Source organism: Citrobacter sp. CFNIH10, assembly GCF_002934585.1.
Taxonomy (GTDB): domain Bacteria; phylum Pseudomonadota; class Gammaproteobacteria; order Enterobacterales; family Enterobacteriaceae; genus Citrobacter_A; species Citrobacter_A amalonaticus.
Genome location: NZ_CP026216.1, coordinates 1 through 15,736 on the forward strand (window position 1 = coordinate 1; position 15,736 = coordinate 15,736).

Sequence of the window (15,736 nt, forward strand, 5' to 3'; positions counted from 1 at the left end):
TTTGTCACTGTCGTTACTATATCGGCTGAAATTAATGAGGTCATGCCCAAATGGATAGTTCGTTTACGCCCATTGAACAAATGCTAAAATTTCGCGCCAGCCGCCACGAGGATTTTCCGTATCAGGAAATCCTGCTGACTCGTCTTTGCATGCATATGCAAGGAAAACTGCTGGATAACCGCAATAAAATGCTGAAAGCTCAAGGGATTAACGAGACGTTGTTTATGGCGTTGATTACGCTGGAGTCTCAGGAAAACCACAGCATTCAGCCTTCTGAACTGAGCTGTGCCCTGGGATCATCCCGTACTAACGCGACACGTATCGCTGATGAGCTGGAAAAGCGCGGTTGGATCGAGCGCCATGAAAGCGACAACGATCGTCGTTGCCTGCATCTGCAGTTAACCGATAAAGGCCATGCATTTTTGCGCGAAGTATTACCGCCGCAGCATAACTGCCTGCATCAACTGTGGTCCGCTCTTAACACTGCAGAAAAAGAACAGCTTGAGCACATCACTCGTAAGCTTCTGACGCGTCTCGATCAGATGGACCAGGAGGGTGCTATCCTTGAGGCGCTGAGCTAACGCGTCGACTCGCTCAATAATCCAGATTACCAAAGAAAACTGACTGGCCAGCACTTGAACGTGCTGGCCTTTCTGATAAACAGCTCGGCTCAGCCGACGAAAAAATAAGATCGTGGAGAACAACATGAGCGCAAATGCGGAGACCCAAACCCCGCAGCAACCGGTTAAGAAGAAAAGCAAACGTAAAAGTACGCTACTCCTCCTGACCTTGCTCTTTATCGTTATTGCCGTGGCATATGGGATTTATTGGTTTTTGGTACTGCGTCATGTCGAAGAGACCGATGATGCGTACGTGGCAGGGAACCAGGTTCAAATCATGGCACAGGTATCCGGCAGCGTGACGAAAGTCTGGGCGGATAACACTGATTTTGTTAAACAGGGTGACGTTCTCGTCACGCTCGATCAGACGGATGCCAGACAGGCATTTGAAAAAGCGAAGACCGCGCTGGCCTCCAGCGTCCGTCAGACGCATCAGTTAATGATCAACAGCAAACAGTTGCAGGCGAACATTGCGGTGCAGAAAACGGCCCTTGCCCAGGCGCAAAGCGATTTTAACCGTCGCGTACCACTGGGTAACGCCAATCTGATTGGTCGTGAAGAGCTGCAACACGCACGGGATGCCGTGGCCAGCGCTCAGGCGCAGCTTGATGTTGCCATTCAGCAATACAATGCTAATCAGGCGATGATTCTCGACAGCAAGCTGGAAGATCAGCCCGCCGTCCAACAGGCCGCCACCGAAGTGCGTAACGCCTGGCTGGCGCTCGAGCGAACGAAGATCGTCAGCCCAATGACCGGCTACGTGTCGCGCCGCGCCGTGCAGCCTGGCGCGCAGATCAGCCCTACCACGCCGCTGATGGCTGTGGTTCCGGCCACCAATCTGTGGGTTGATGCTAACTTCAAAGAGACGCAGCTTGCCCATATGCGCATCGGCCAACCGGCAACGATGATCAGTGATATCTACGGCGATGACGTTAAGTACACCGGTAAAGTGGTCGGTCTTGATATGGGGACCGGTAGCGCCTTCTCACTGCTGCCAGCACAGAACGCAACCGGTAACTGGATCAAAGTGGTTCAGCGTCTGCCTGTACGTATCGAACTGGATGCACAGCAGCTGGCGCAACATCCGTTGCGGATTGGTTTATCGACGCTCGTCACCGTCGATACCGCGAACCGCGACGGTCAGGTGCTCGCCAGCCAGGTGCGCACTACGCCGGTGTCTGAGAGTAACGCCCGTGAAATCAGCCTTGCCCCGGTCAATAAACTGATCGAAGAGATTGTGCAGGCCAACGCAGGCTAATCTGAGGTGCGTGTGATGCAACAGCAAAAACCGCTGGAGGGCGCGCAGCTCGTCATTATGACGATTGCGCTGTCACTGGCGACATTCATGCAGGTGCTGGACTCCACCATTGCTAACGTGGCGATCCCTACGATCGCCGGGAACCTGGGCTCATCGCTGAGCCAGGGGACGTGGGTGATCACCTCTTTCGGGGTGGCGAACGCCATCTCGATTCCCATTACCGGCTGGCTGGCAAAGCGCGTTGGGGAAGTGAAGCTCTTCATGTGGTCAACGGTGGCGTTTGCCATCGCCTCCTGGGCGTGCGGCGTCTCCAGTAGTCTGAACATGCTGATCTTCTTCCGCGTCGTTCAGGGGGTGGTTGCCGGGCCGCTGATCCCGCTTTCGCAAAGTCTGCTACTCAATAACTACCCTCCGGCAAAGCGCTCTATCGCGCTGGCGCTGTGGTCGATGACAGTGATTGTCGCGCCGATTTGCGGCCCGATTCTGGGCGGCTATATCAGCGATAACTATCACTGGGGCTGGATTTTCTTTATCAACGTGCCAATCGGTATTGCCGTCGTTCTGATGACGCTGCAAACCCTGCGTGGACGCGAAACACGCACGGAACAGCGGCGGATTGACGCCATCGGGCTGGCGCTGCTGGTCATTGGGATCGGTAGCCTGCAGATTATGCTCGACCGGGGGAAAGAGCTGGACTGGTTCGCCTCACAGGAGATCATCATTCTGACCGTGGTGGCGGTGGTCGCCATCAGCTTCCTGATTGTCTGGGAGCTTACCGACGATAACCCCATTGTCGATCTCTCACTGTTTAAGTCGCGAAACTTTACCATCGGCTGTTTGTGTATCAGTCTGGCTTATATGCTGTACTTCGGGGCTATTGTTCTGCTACCTCAGCTTTTGCAGGAGGTTTACGGCTATACCGCGACGTGGGCGGGTCTGGCGTCCGCGCCGGTGGGGATTATTCCGGTGATCCTGTCGCCGATTATTGGCCGCTTTGCCCATAAGCTGGATATGCGCAGGCTGGTGACGTTCAGCTTTATTATGTATGCCGTCTGCTTTTACTGGCGCGCGTGGACGTTTGAACCGGGAATGGACTTCGGTGCCTCCGCCTGGCCACAGTTTATTCAGGGCTTCGCGGTGGCGTGCTTCTTTATGCCGCTAACAACCATCACGCTGTCTGGCTTACCGCCTGAGCGTCTGGCGGCGGCATCGAGTTTGTCTAACTTTACGCGAACGCTGGCGGGGTCAATCGGGACATCGATCACCACCACCATGTGGACCAACCGGGAATCGATGCACCATGCACAGTTAACCGAGTCGGTGAATCCGTATAACCCGAATGCGCAGGCAATGTACGATCAGCTACAGGGACTGGGCATGACGCAGCAACAGGCGTCTGGCTGGATAGCCCAGCAGATAACGAATCAGGGGCTGATTATTTCAGCCAACGAGATCTTCTGGATGTCGGCGGGGATCTTCCTGGTGTTGCTCGGTCTGGTCTGGTTCGCCAAACCCCCGTTTGGTGCGGGCGGTGGCGGTGGTGGCGCGCACTAAGGTTTGATTTAAAGGGATCCGCGGATCCCTTTTTTATTGCCTGAAAATGCAGGTGGTTGTTTTATCATCATAAGAGGTGTATCTTTACGCCGCCCCAAATACTTCCATTAACAACTAGCCGGTTCTGAGCGCTTCGCTCAGGTTGTCAATCCTCTTTATCTACACCCTCGCCTTGATGGGTGAAATTCACACTATCCCTTTAAACCCGTTAACCTCACAACTCGCCTCCCCGCGGGCGTAACTTTATAACAACATAAATAATGAATTATCATGAATACGCAACGAAAATACGGGAGAACCTGGCACTATCCTTTCTCCCCCGGCACTACTAGCGATGACCGTATCAACGCCGACTACTGGCGAGATTTGCAGGTTATTCCTCTACTGGTGCACACCGAAAAGCTGGATGGTGAAAATAACTGCCTGAATCGCCACGGCGTTTTTGCCCGCTCTCATGCAGCCCCAACGCAATCCGCGTGGACGCATAAAATTCGCCAGCGCTGGCAATTGCTAAAAAACGATCTTGGCGATTTAGAGCTTTTCGGCGAGAACCTCTATGCCGTCCACTCGATTGAATATCACGCGCTGGAGCAGGACTTTTTCCTGTTTGCCATCCGCTGCCAGGATATGTGGCTAAGCTGGGAAGAAGTGCAGTTCTATGCCGCGCTGTTTGATTTTCCCTGCGTCCCGGAAATCCCAGGACCGCAGCCTGGTCAGGATGAAAAAGCGTGGCAGCGAGAATTTCTTGCGCTAACCAACGGACGCGGCGCGTTCGACCCATGGGATATCCAGGCCGGTCAGCCCTGCACCCTTGAAGGCATCGTGAGCCGTAATCGCAACGAATTTCCTGTGGATGATTTCGCCCACCAAGTGTTTAAGTTTGTCCGTAAGAATCATGTCAAAACAACGGAACACTGGAAGCGCAACTGGCGACGGGCTCGTCTGGCCCATGAATTTGCCTTTGGAGGCCAGTTATGATCTGGCAGCTTACTGGTGACAAAAGCTGGTCGGCGCTGCGACAACAATTCCGCTGGGTAGAAGAGATGCACGATGTACCACAGGATCCCGTCCATCATGCCGAGGGTGACGTTGGCATTCATACTGAAATGGTGCTCAACGCGCTATCAACCATGCCTGACTTTCAGCGATGCTCACCACAGCAACAAGAGCTGCTATGGGCTGCGGCGCTGCTACACGATGTGGAAAAGCGCAGCACCACGCAGCGTGATGAACACGGTCGCATCCAGTCATTGGGCCATGCGCGCAAAGGTGAACTCACGACACGGCAGATCCTGTGGCGAGATATTCCCACCCCCTTTATTCTGCGTGAGCAAATCGCAGCGCTGGTTCGCCTGCACGGACTGCCGTTGTGGCTACTCGAACGTCCCGCCCCTGAGCGCCTGCTGCTTAGCGCGGCTATGCGGATTGACACCCGCCTGCTGACGCTGCTCGCCCGTGCCGATATAGAAGGGCGACGCTGTCAGGATAGGGAGGAGATGCTCGACCGGATCGCCCTGTTTGAGCTTTTCTGTCAGGAACAACAGTGCTGGGGACATGCCCGTCACTTCGTTTCCGATGCGGCTCGCTGGCATTATCTGACGCATTCGAACAGTTCAGCCGATTTCATCCCCTGGGAAACAGAAAGCTTTGAAGTGATTATAATGAGTGCGCTGCCCGGAATGGGTAAGGATCGCTATATCAGCGAACACTGTCCCGGCATACCGGTAGTAAGTCTTGATGATATCCGCCGTCGCCTTGGTGTTAGCCCGGAAGACAGGTCGGCAACCGGTCGCGTCGTCCAGCAGGCAAAAGAAGATGCACGGGCTTTGCTGCGACAAAAAACGGCTTTTGTCTGGAATGCGACCAATATTACCCGACAGCTACGAAGCCAGCTCATCGACCTTTTTACTGCCTACGGTGCACGGGTAAAAATTGTCTACATTGAAGTTCCATGGGCGCAATGGAAGCAGCAAAATGCAAACCGCCAATATGCGGTTCCGGACGCGGTTATAATGAGAATGGCGTCAAAGCTGGAAGTACCTCAGTCTGATGAAGCGCACTGCGTGGAATATCAGGTGAGAGATGAGTGAACAAACCGGACAGAGCCACCTCTGTCCGGCTACAGCACTAACTAGATATGCAGTTCCTGCAACTTCTCTTTTGGCAGCGCCAGCTCTTCATTGCTGTTGACGCGAACGTCGCGCTCCAGAATATGACGCGCGATATCCTGTGCTTCACTCAGGGAGTGCATCTGATATGTACCGCACTGGTAGACGTTCAGTTCCGGGATCTGATTCTGATCCTGAACTTTCAGCACGTCGGCCATCGCCGCTTTCCATGCATCTGCCACGCGCTGCTCATCCGGCGTACCTATCAGGCTCATATAGAAACCGGTACGGCAACCCATCGGGGAGATATCGATAATCTCGACGCCGTTACCGTTGAGGTGATTACGCATAAAGCCTGCGAACAGATGCTCCAGCGTGTGAATCCCTTTCTCCGGCATCACCTCTTTATTTGGAATGCAGAAACGCAGATCAAACACGGTGATGGCGTCACCGTGTGGAGTGTTCATCGTTTTCGCCACACGGACTGCAGGTGCTTCCATCCGGGTATGATCGACAGTGAAGCTATCTAACAACGGCATTTAGCCACCTCCGATAATTTTTTATAAATAAACTGAACTCTTTGTTCCGGTGCGAGTCTGAGTATATGAAAGACGCGCATTTGTTATCATCATCCCTGTTTTCAGAGATGAAATTTTGGCCACTCCCGAGTGGCCTTTTTCTTTTCTGTCAGGCCTGCTGCTTTGCCAGCCAGCTGTCAAACGGTTCCGAATCTGCCGCTTCAACTTCGCGCTGACGACGTTTTGAGGCGTCACGTTCAGCCACAAAGTCTTCTTCCTGCAAAATTTCCAGCGGCTCTTCACGCAGCAGATTGCGGTAAGCTTCGCCCAGCGCCCTGCCCGTACCGCCAATACCCGTATCAATCATAGACCGCAGAATACGTGCAGAGAACGTTAATTCCGGGTTATCAAAGCAGGCAACCAGTTCGTCACAGACTTTCTGATAATCCTCTCCGCCGTGGATGCTGTCCAGCGTTTGTGCCACACGCTTCAGATCGCGGAACAGATCTTTACCCACTTCGGGCAGCGGGAACTGTGCAGTTTCACAACCAATCCCTAACGTCAGGCCCGGCTTACGCCCTTCCAGAATCACCCGATTCCAGTTGGTACGCGTACATAGCAGCTCACTGCTGCTCATCTCCGGTGCATCGGCCAGCACACACCAGACCATAAACAGGTCAAGGAAACGCACCTGTTGCTCGTCCACGCCAATTGGCGAGAACGGGTTGATATCCAGCGAGCGGACTTCGATGTATTCGATACCGCCACGCAGAAGCGCATCTGAAGGCGACTCACCGCTACGCGTAACGCGTTTCGGACGAATCGGCGCGTACAGCTCATTTTCAATCTGCAGCACGTTGCTGTTGATTTGCAGACGCTTACCGCCTTTTTCCAGCCCTACTGCCGCATACTCTTCAGAAGGCGTTTTAATCGCCCGCTTCAATCCTGCCACATACTCGTAGAGATCGTTAAACGTAATTCCGAGATTGCTTTGCGACTTATTGGTATAACCCAGATCGCTCAGTCGCAGCGAGGTCGCGTACGGCAGGTAGTACATTCCGCAGTCGGTTTTCTCAAACGGCAGCGTGGTCGGTTTGCCCTGCAGGAAGGAAGCGCAAATCGCCGGGGACGCACCAAACAGATAAGGAATGACCCAGCCAAAGCGGTAATAGTTACGGATCAGGCGGAAATAGCCGGCAGAGATTTTCTCTTTTGCCTCTTCGCCTTCCACTACGCCACATTTCGCCTGCCAGAATGCCATCGGCAGTGAAAAGTTGTAGTGCACACCGGAAATAGTTTGCATCAACGCACCGTAACGGTTTTTCAACCCTTCACGGTACAGCGTTTTCATACGACCAATATTTGAAGTGCCATATTGCGCCAGTTCAATGTCCTGACCTTCGGCAATGTAGCAAGGCATGCTCAGTGGCCACATGCGCTCATCACCCATATTTCTGGCGGTATAACGATGCAGGTCACGCATGAAGGTCAGCATATGCTGGATATCGCCGTCTACCGGTGTGATAAACTCCAGCAGCGCTTCCGCGAAATCCGTGGTAATCCATTTATGCGTCAGCGCTGAGCCTAACGCTTCAGGATGCCCCGTTGTCGCCAACGTGCCATCCGCATTCACGCGCAATGTTTCGCGCTCCAGCCCGCGCTGTATCCCCTGTAATGCCTGAGGATGCTTTTCCAGCCAGGCCAAAGCCTGTGATACGTCCGGGATCAAATTGACCTCCCGCCTGTCAAAATCGTATTAATTAGCATAATTGTAGTGGTTAACCTAAAGGCTAATCCCCAGGCACAATTAGTGCCACCAGGTAATGCCCTGAACGGTAGCAGCCGCGACGACAATATAACGCAGCGCTTTGCCAAGGCATAAAAAAAAGAGCACCTGCCCCCACGAGAGGCGCATCCATCCCGCTAGCAGGCACAGTAAATCACCCACAACCGGCATCCAGCTTAATAATAGTGTGACCGCGCCATAGCGTTTAAGCCAGCCTGTGGCTTTCTCCTGCCAGCGCGATGTCTTGCGCAGCGGGAAGAAACGCCCAAGGATAACGTTAGTTAACCCTCCAAGGCTATTACCCATTGTTGCTGTTAAAACTAAGACCCACGGATGACTGAGTCCGGCCAGTAACATGGCAATCAGAACGACTTCCGAGTTGCCGGGCAACAGCGTAGCGCTGAGGAAACTGCTGGCGAACAATGAAAGGAGCGACAGTCCGTCACTCACAGGAGTCGAACGTCCACAGCATCCATTCCGGCGGCGCGTGCTGCCTGGATACCAAAGTCCGCATCTTCAAATACCACGCACTGCGCCGGAGGCACGCCCATACGCTCCGCACAAAGCAGGAAAGTATCTGGCGCGGGTTTATGGTGCTGGACATGATCGGCAGCAACGACGGCATCAAAATAGCGACGCAGCCCCAGATGAGCCAGCAGCGCTTCCGCTACTGCGCTTTCACTGCCGGTTCCGACGGACATCGGGCGACGACCATGCCACGCTTTTACCACCTCAACCAGCGGCAACGGCTCGACGCTGTCGAGGAGCATGATTTTTACCGCGTCGGTTTTTTCACGGGCTAACGCGTGAGGATCGAGATCCGCATGATTCAACTCAATAATGGACTGAGCAATACGCCATGTGGCTGAGCCGTTAAGGGCAATCATCGCCTGAAGATCAAAATGCATACCGTAACGACCTAATACTTCAACCCACGCCTTACGGTGCGTCGGTTCAGTATCCAGAAGGGTACCATCCATATCGAAAATCAGACCCGCATAACGTTCGTACATAGCGCTCTCACCGGCAAGTAAACAGACGTTACTTTATCGTAATTGCTGGATTTTGTCGCTGACGACGATGCTGAGGATTGTTCAGGAGATGAATGCAAAGGAGTAAGGAAAAGAAAAAAATGGTGCATCCGGGAGGATGACTCGGCGAAGCCTCGCCCTTCGGGCCGTTGCTGGCGCAACGTTATTCCCCTGGTACTCGCGATACTCTCGCAGACCATGAAACAACAAACTGGCTGTTATCCGGGAGAAGATGGTGCATCCGGGAGGATTCGAACCTCCGACCGCTCGGTTCGTAGCCGAGTACTCTATCCAGCTGAGCTACGGATGCATCGGGAAACTTATTTTACTGCTGATACTGATACTGCACAAAAGCGGTATCAAGTAAGAGATGGTGCATCCGGGAGGATGACTCGGCGAAGCCTTGCCCTTCGGGCTGTTGCTGGCGCAACGTTATCCCCCTGATGCTTACGATGCTCTCGCAGACCATGAAACAACAAACTCGCTGTTATTCGGGAGAAGATGGTGCATCCGGGAGGATTCGAACCTCCGACCGCTCGGTTCGTAGCCGAGTACTCTATCCAGCTGAGCTACGGATGCATCGGAAAACTTATTTTACTGCCGATATTGATACTGCACAAAAGCGGTATCAAGTAAGAGATGGTGCATCCGGGAGGATTCGAACCTCCGACCGCTCGGTTCGTAGCCGAGTACTCTATCCAGCTGAGCTACGGATGCATCGGGAAACTTACTTTACTGCAGATTTTGATACCGCTACTAAAGCCGTATCAAGTAAGAGATGGTGCATCCGGGAGGATTCGAACCTCCGACCGCTCGGTTCGTAGCCGAGTACTCTATCCAGCTGAGCTACGGATGCAAATGGCGGTGAGGCGGGGATTCGAACCCCGGATGCAGCTTTTGACCGCATACTCCCTTAGCAGGGGAGCGCCTTCAGCCTCTCGGCCACCTCACCACACGCCTCTTACGAGTGCTTCGAAGAACTTGTTTCTGCTCATCGTCGCTGCGTGGCGCACATATTACTTTCTGGGACTTATAAGTCAAACAATTTTTCCTGAGCTTTTATCGTTTGCACACTTCACGTTCAATTAGTCTGCAAAAACGGCAAAAAGAGTGTTTTATCAACAGATAAATTGGACTCTGGGGCAACGGACTACCTCAATGGAAAAGACACACGGATGCAGTAGCGCCAGGCGAAACCGGAAAAAGAGTCACAGAAAAACGAAACAGAGTGGGATATTGCGACGATGTCAGGTTGCGCCTCACCCGGTCAGGTGAGACGCGGAAACCTTAGTAACTGGACTGCTGGGATTTTTCAGCCTGGATACGCTGGTAGATCTCTTCACGATGGACAGATACTTCTTTCGGGGCGTTTACGCCGATGCGTACCTGGTTGCCCTTCACCCCTAAAACTGTCACGGTGACCTCATCTCCAATCATGAGGGTCTCACCAACTCGACGAGTCAGAATCAGCATTCTTTGCTCCTTGAAAGATTAAAAGAGTCGGGTCTCTCTGTATCCCGGCATTATCCATCATATAACGCCAAAAAGTAAGCGATGACAAACACATTACATGTAAGCAGTCACGGCATCACATTCTGTTAAACCTAAGTTTAGCCGATATACACAACTTCAACCTGACTTTATCGTTGTCGACAACGTTGATGCAAACGCCGCGGAATGCTTATCCGCGGCATCGGCTAACGCTTATAGTTATTACAATTTTGCGCTGACCCAGGCTTGCACACTGGCTAACGCCGCAGGCAGAGCAGAAGCATCCGTACCACCGGCTTGCGCCATGTCCGGACGACCACCACCCTTACCGCCCACCTGCTGAGCGACCATACCTACCAGTTCCCCTGCTTTGACACGGTCGGTCACGTCCTTAGACACACCAGCAATCAGAGAAACCTTACCTTCAGCTGCCGTTGCCAGCACGATAATTGTCGACCCCAGTTGATTTTTCAGATCATCAACCATGGTGCGCAACATTTTCGGCTCAACACCCGCAAGCTCACTCACCAACAGCTTAACGCCATTGATATCAACCGCTTTGCTGGAAAGATTCGCACTTTCCTGCGCCGCAGCATGTTCTTTCAACTGCTGAAGCTCTTTCTCAAGCTGACGAGTACGTTCCAGTACTGAACGCACTTTGTCGCCCAGATTCTGGCTATCGCCCTTCAACAGATGTGCAATATCGGCTAAGCGATCGCTTTCTGCATGCACAGTCGCAATGGCGCCCTCACCGGTTACCGCTTCAATGCGACGAACCCCGGCGGCAGTTCCGGACTCAGAGACAATACGGAACAGGCCGATGTCACCGGTACGGCTGGCGTGCGTCCCGCCGCACAGTTCGGTAGAGAAATCACCCATGCTCAGCACGCGAACGCGTTCGTCATATTTCTCGCCGAACAGCGCCATTGCGCCTTTTGCTTTCGCCGCTTCCAGATCCATCACGTGGGTTTCAACCGGCAGGTTACGACGAATCTGCGCGTTCACCAGATCTTCAACCGCCCGGATTTCCGCCGGCTTCATTGCTTCATTATGCGAGAAATCGAAGCGCAGCATTTTGTCGTTAACCAGCGACCCTTTCTGCGCCACGTGCTTGCCCAGAATCTGGCGCAACGCCGCGTGCATCAGGTGCGTTGCGGAGTGATTCAGACGAATACGCGCACGACGCGCCTCATCCACATCAGCCTGGACCGCATCGCCCACTTTCAGAGAGCCCGCAGACAGCTTGCCGAGGTGGCCAATTGCCTGACCATATTTTTGCGTGTCACTTACGGCAAACGCAAAGCTCGCGCCTTTCAGTTCACCTTTATCGCCAACCTGACCACCGGATTCCGCATAGAATGGGGTTTGATCCAGTACGACAACGGCTTCCTGACCGACACTGATCGCATCAACCGCTTTACCATCAACAAACAGCGCGGTCACTTTACCGTTCAGTTCCAGATGGTCGTAGCCTTTAAATTCAGAGGCGCTATCCACGCGAATCATCGCGTTATAGTCCGCACCGAAACCGCTGGCTTCGCGCGCGCGACGACGCTGCTCTTCCATGGCGGCTTCAAAACCGGCTTCATCCACTTTGATGTTGCGCTCACGGCAAACGTCAGCCGTCAGATCAACCGGGAAACCGTAGGTATCGTACAGACGGAATGCTGTTTCGCCGTCCAGCGTATCGCCGGACAGTTTCGCCAGTTCTTCGTCCAGCAGCGCCAGACCACGCTCCAGCGTACGGGCAAACTGCTCTTCTTCGGTTTTCAGAACTTGCTCAACCTGAGCCTGCTGACGCTTCAGTTCTTCGCCCGCCGATCCCATGACGTCAATCAGTGGGCCCACCAGTTTATAGAAGAAGGTCTCTTTCGCGCCCAGCATGTTGCCATGACGTACCGCACGACGAATGATACGACGCAAAACATAGCCACGGTTTTCGTTCGACGGAACCACGCCGTCGGCAATCAGGAACGCACAGGAACGAATGTGATCCGCAATCACGCGCAGTGACTTGTTGCTCAGATCGGTTGCACCGGTCACTTTCGCTACTGCTTCAATCAGCGTACGGAACAGGTCAATTTCGTAGTTGGAGTTGACGTGTTGCAGCACAGCCGCAATACGTTCCAGCCCCATACCGGTATCCACGGAAGGCTTAGGCAGCGGCTCCATCGTACCGTCAGCCTGACGGTTGAACTGCATAAAGACGATGTTCCAGATCTCAATGTAGCGATCGCCGTCCTCTTCCGGGCTTCCCGGAGGGCCGCCCCAGATGTGATCGCCATGATCGTAGAAAATTTCGGTGCACGGACCGCACGGACCGGTGTCGCCCATCTGCCAGAAGTTGTCGGACGCATAAGCCGCACCTTTGTTATCACCGATGCGGATAATACGCTCGCGAGGAATACCGACTTCTTTTTCCCAGATTTCATAGGCTTCATCGTCTGTTTCGTAGACGGTCACCCACAGACGCTCTTTCGGCAGGGCAAACCAGTTTTCACCGGTCAGCAATTCCCATGCGTACTGGATTGCATCATGCTTGAAATAGTCGCCGAAGCTGAAGTTACCCAGCATTTCGAAGAAGGTATGGTGACGTGCAGTGTAACCAACGTTTTCCAGATCGTTGTGCTTACCACCCGCCCGCACGCAGCGTTGAGATGTGGTTGCGCGGGAATAATTACGCTTGTCGAGCCCAAGGAAAACGTCCTTGAACTGGTTCATCCCGGCGTTGGTAAACAACAAAGTGGGGTCATTGTTTGGAACCAGGGAGCTGCTGGCAACTACCTGATGTCCCTTACTATGGAAAAAGTCGAGAAACGCCTGACGGATCTCAGCGGTGCTCTTGCTCATAATTATCCTGAAATCTTGCTAACGAAAAATCATTACCAGCAACAACTCTTGATTGACTGGGCCGCCGGCAACTGAAAAGTGGGAATAAGATAAGTTTTCTTTACGGGGAAGTAAAATCCCGTATGCGCTCAATCGTCAAAATTTCGCCATATTTCCTGGATATCCTCCATCAGATATCCACGATAGAGCAAAAATCGCTGTATCTTAACCTTTTCTGAAAATGCGCCAGGCAGCGGTTCACCATATTTACGACAGGCCTGATCGCGTGCGAGAACGCTCCAGTCAATCTCACATTCCCGCATTGCTTTTTCCGTCGATTCACGGGCAATGCCCTTTTGATTCAACTCCTGGCGAATGCGCGCCGGACCATAGCCTTTACGGCTGCGGCTGGCGATAAAGCGGGCGATAAACCGGTCGTCATCGAGATACTGATGCTCGTAACACCAGGCAATCACTCGTTCATAATCTTCCGCAGTCGCATCAATCTCTTCCGGTCCATTTTTCCCCATCACCGGGGCGGCAAGTTTACGTCGCAACTCTTGTTCGCTGTGGTCACGAACCGCGAGGATACGTACTGCGCGATCTAACAGCCGGGAATACGCGGGTCGGCGCGGTGTGGGTTCACTCATAACAACCTTCGAAATCAGAAATGCAAAAAGGCTGCATCAATGCAGCCCTTGAGTGTAATTCAACTTTTTGCCGGATGGCAGTGTTGCGTTATCCGGACGGACGACACCTGACGATTAAAAATCTTCGTTGGTTTCCGCAACGCCTTCACCGTCATCAACAGCGAAGTCAGGTTTGGTATCCTGGTTATTGAGCAGCATTTCGCGAACTTTCTTCTCAATTTCCTTCGCAGTCGCCGGGTTGTCTTTCAGCCAGGTGGTTGCATTCGCTTTACCCTGACCAATTTTCTCGCCGTTGTAGCTGTACCAGGCGCCCGCTTTCTCGATCAGCTTCTCTTTCACGCCCAGGTCAACCAGTTCGCCATAGAAGTTAATGCCTTCACCGTAAAGGATCTGGAATTCAGCCTGTTTAAACGGTGCCGCAATTTTGTTTTTCACCACCTTCACGCGGGTTTCGCTGCCCACCACGTTATCGCCCTCTTTCACCGCGCCAATACGACGGATATCCAGACGAACAGAAGCGTAGAATTTCAGTGCGTTACCACCGGTCGTGGTTTCCGGGTTACCGAACATCACACCAATTTTCATACGGATCTGGTTGATGAAGATCAGCAGCGTGTTGGACTGCTTCAGGTTACCGGCCAGTTTACGCATCGCCTGGCTCATCATGCGCGCCGCGAGGCCCATGTGAGAGTCACCGATTTCGCCTTCGATTTCCGCTTTCGGCGTCAGTGCCGCTACGGAGTCGACAACGATAACGTCGACAGCGCCAGAACGCGCCAGCGCATCACAGATTTCCAGCGCCTGTTCACCGGTGTCCGGCTGAGAACAGAGCAGATTGTCGATATCAACGCCCAGCTTACGTGCATAGATCGGGTCCAGCGCGTGTTCTGCATCGATAAACGCACAGGTTTTACCTTCGCGCTGCGCCGCGGCAATCACCTGCAGCGTCAGTGTGGTTTTACCGGATGATTCCGGCCCGTAGATTTCGACGATACGGCCCATCGGCAGGCCGCCTGCGCCCAGCGCGATATCCAGTGAAAGCGAACCTGTGGAGATCGTTTCCACATCCATAGAACGGTCTTCACCCAGGCGCATGATGGAGCCTTTACCGAATTGCTTTTCGATCTGGCCCAGCGCTGCCGCCAACGCTTTCTGTTTGTTTTCGTCGATAGCCATTAATTACTCCTGTCATGCCGGCTGAAACCGGATAGTGATTCTGTACTGTTGTCGCAATTATACTGTATAGTCATACAGTATCAAGTATTTTGTAGAAATTGTTGCCACAGGGTTTGCAGCGCATAAACCGTGGCTTGCCGACGCACCGCCTCACGGTCGCCGTGAAAGCATTCCCGGCGGGTAATCCCTTCTCCGCGCGCGCTGGCGAAGGCAAACCAGACGGTGCCGACCGGTTTCTCTTCGCTGCCGCCATCCGGCCCGGCGATCCCGCTGATGGAAACCGCAAAATCGGCACGTGCCGCTTTCAGTGCGCCAATCGCCATCTCAACCACTACCGGTTCACTGACCGCGCCATGCTGCGCCAGCGTCTCTTCCCGCACGCCGATCATCTGCGATTTTGCTTCATTACTGTAGGTGACAAAACCGCGCTCAAACCAGGCGGAGCTGCCGGCAATATCGGTAATGGCTTTCGCCACCCAACCGCCGGTGCAGGACTCTGCGGTGGTCACCGTCGCACCACGCGCTTTCAGCGCCAGCCCGACCTGTTCACTTAACTGCATCAGTTCACTGTCAGTCATATCAGCCTCTGTCAGTTAAAAAATATGCCGGACAAGATAACACTTTCCCAACGGAGATGGGGATGAGGTGACAATTTTACGAGGGGGATTCCGAAAAAACGAGTGAGGCCCAGGGAAGCCGAAGCAACCCTGGGTAA

Annotated in this window: 14 protein-coding genes and 5 tRNA genes; 5 read left to right on the forward strand and 14 right to left on the reverse strand. The window is 53.4% G+C overall.

Features of this window, described 5'->3' with window-relative positions; translation table 11 throughout:
- Positions 1 to 50 precede the first annotated feature (50 nt).
- The 5 genes from mprA (at position 51) to C2U53_RS03270 (ending at position 5,522) form a co-directional block, all read left to right on the forward strand.
- Positions 51 to 581: a transcriptional repressor MprA gene (gene mprA, locus C2U53_RS03250; protein WP_042999625.1), complete on the forward strand. Its 531-nt coding sequence runs from the start codon at positions 51 to 53 to the stop codon at positions 579 to 581.
- Between the two features lie 124 nt (positions 582 to 705).
- Positions 706 to 1,878 (forward strand): multidrug efflux MFS transporter periplasmic adaptor subunit EmrA, encoded by a 1,173-nt coding sequence (gene emrA / locus C2U53_RS03255; RefSeq protein ID WP_104445633.1) that lies wholly within the window; start codon positions 706 to 708, stop codon positions 1,876 to 1,878.
- Between the two features lie 15 nt (positions 1,879 to 1,893).
- A complete protein-coding gene (gene emrB / locus C2U53_RS03260) occupies positions 1,894 to 3,432 on the forward strand; it encodes a multidrug efflux MFS transporter permease subunit EmrB (RefSeq protein WP_042999623.1) in 1,539 nt (512 codons plus the stop codon).
- Between the two features lie 270 nt (positions 3,433 to 3,702).
- A complete protein-coding gene (locus C2U53_RS03265; protein ID WP_042999622.1) occupies positions 3,703 to 4,410 on the forward strand; it encodes an RNA ligase family protein in 708 nt (235 codons plus the stop codon).
- On the forward strand, positions 4,407 to 5,522 hold the full coding sequence (locus tag C2U53_RS03270; protein WP_044266597.1) for an ATP-binding protein: 1,116 nt from the start codon (positions 4,407 to 4,409) through the stop codon (positions 5,520 to 5,522). Before C2U53_RS03265 ends, C2U53_RS03270 begins: the two co-directional genes overlap by 4 nt.
- Before the next feature lie 41 nt (positions 5,523 to 5,563).
- Here C2U53_RS03270 and luxS read toward each other — a convergent pair whose 3' ends face one another.
- From luxS to pncC, 14 genes are all read right to left on the reverse strand, one after another.
- Entirely contained in the window at positions 5,564 to 6,079 is a 516-nt protein-coding gene (luxS, locus tag C2U53_RS03275) for an S-ribosylhomocysteine lyase (protein ID WP_003037312.1), read from the reverse strand.
- A gap of 148 nt (positions 6,080 to 6,227) precedes the next feature.
- The gene (gene gshA / locus C2U53_RS03280) at positions 6,228 to 7,787 is read right to left on the reverse strand and encodes a glutamate--cysteine ligase (RefSeq protein WP_044255102.1); all 1,560 of its coding nucleotides are present in this window, start codon (positions 7,785 to 7,787) and stop codon (positions 6,228 to 6,230) included.
- 78 nt (positions 7,788 to 7,865) lie between these two features.
- Positions 7,866 to 8,294 (reverse strand): YqaA family protein, encoded by a 429-nt coding sequence (locus tag C2U53_RS03285; protein ID WP_044326646.1) that lies wholly within the window; start codon positions 8,292 to 8,294, stop codon positions 7,866 to 7,868.
- Positions 8,291 to 8,857, reverse strand: a complete 567-nt coding sequence (gene yqaB / locus C2U53_RS03290) for a fructose-1-phosphate/6-phosphogluconate phosphatase (RefSeq protein WP_042999618.1) — start codon at positions 8,855 to 8,857, stop codon at positions 8,291 to 8,293. Before yqaB ends, C2U53_RS03285 begins: the two co-directional genes overlap by 4 nt.
- A 251-nt stretch (positions 8,858 to 9,108) precedes the next feature.
- A tRNA-Arg gene (locus tag C2U53_RS03295) sits at positions 9,109 to 9,185 on the reverse strand.
- Positions 9,186 to 9,377: 192 nt separating this feature from the next.
- Positions 9,378 to 9,454, reverse strand: a tRNA-Arg gene (locus C2U53_RS03300).
- Between the two features lie 61 nt (positions 9,455 to 9,515).
- A tRNA-Arg gene (locus C2U53_RS03305) sits at positions 9,516 to 9,592 on the reverse strand.
- Positions 9,593 to 9,654: 62 nt separating this feature from the next.
- A tRNA-Arg gene (locus tag C2U53_RS03310) sits at positions 9,655 to 9,731 on the reverse strand.
- Positions 9,732 to 9,734: 3 nt separating this feature from the next.
- Positions 9,735 to 9,827: transfer RNA gene (locus C2U53_RS03315), tRNA-Ser, on the reverse strand.
- Positions 9,828 to 10,162: 335 nt separating this feature from the next.
- A complete protein-coding gene (csrA, locus tag C2U53_RS03325) occupies positions 10,163 to 10,348 on the reverse strand; it encodes a carbon storage regulator CsrA (protein ID WP_000906486.1) in 186 nt (61 codons plus the stop codon).
- A gap of 240 nt (positions 10,349 to 10,588) precedes the next feature.
- On the reverse strand, positions 10,589 to 13,216 hold the full coding sequence (gene alaS / locus C2U53_RS03330) for an alanine--tRNA ligase (protein ID WP_042999615.1): 2,628 nt from the start codon (positions 13,214 to 13,216) through the stop codon (positions 10,589 to 10,591).
- A 128-nt stretch (positions 13,217 to 13,344) separates the two neighbouring features.
- Positions 13,345 to 13,845, reverse strand: coding sequence for a recombination regulator RecX (gene recX, locus C2U53_RS03335; protein WP_044255094.1), 501 nt, complete (start codon positions 13,843 to 13,845; stop codon positions 13,345 to 13,347).
- Between the two features lie 114 nt (positions 13,846 to 13,959).
- Complete coding sequence (gene recA, locus C2U53_RS03340) at positions 13,960 to 15,021, reverse strand: recombinase RecA (RefSeq protein ID WP_090048543.1); 1,062 nt, start codon at positions 15,019 to 15,021, stop codon at positions 13,960 to 13,962.
- An 80-nt stretch (positions 15,022 to 15,101) separates the two neighbouring features.
- Positions 15,102 to 15,599: a nicotinamide-nucleotide amidase gene (gene pncC, locus C2U53_RS03345; RefSeq protein WP_044266604.1), complete on the reverse strand. Its 498-nt coding sequence runs from the start codon at positions 15,597 to 15,599 to the stop codon at positions 15,102 to 15,104.
- Positions 15,600 to 15,736: the final 137 nt, after the last annotated feature.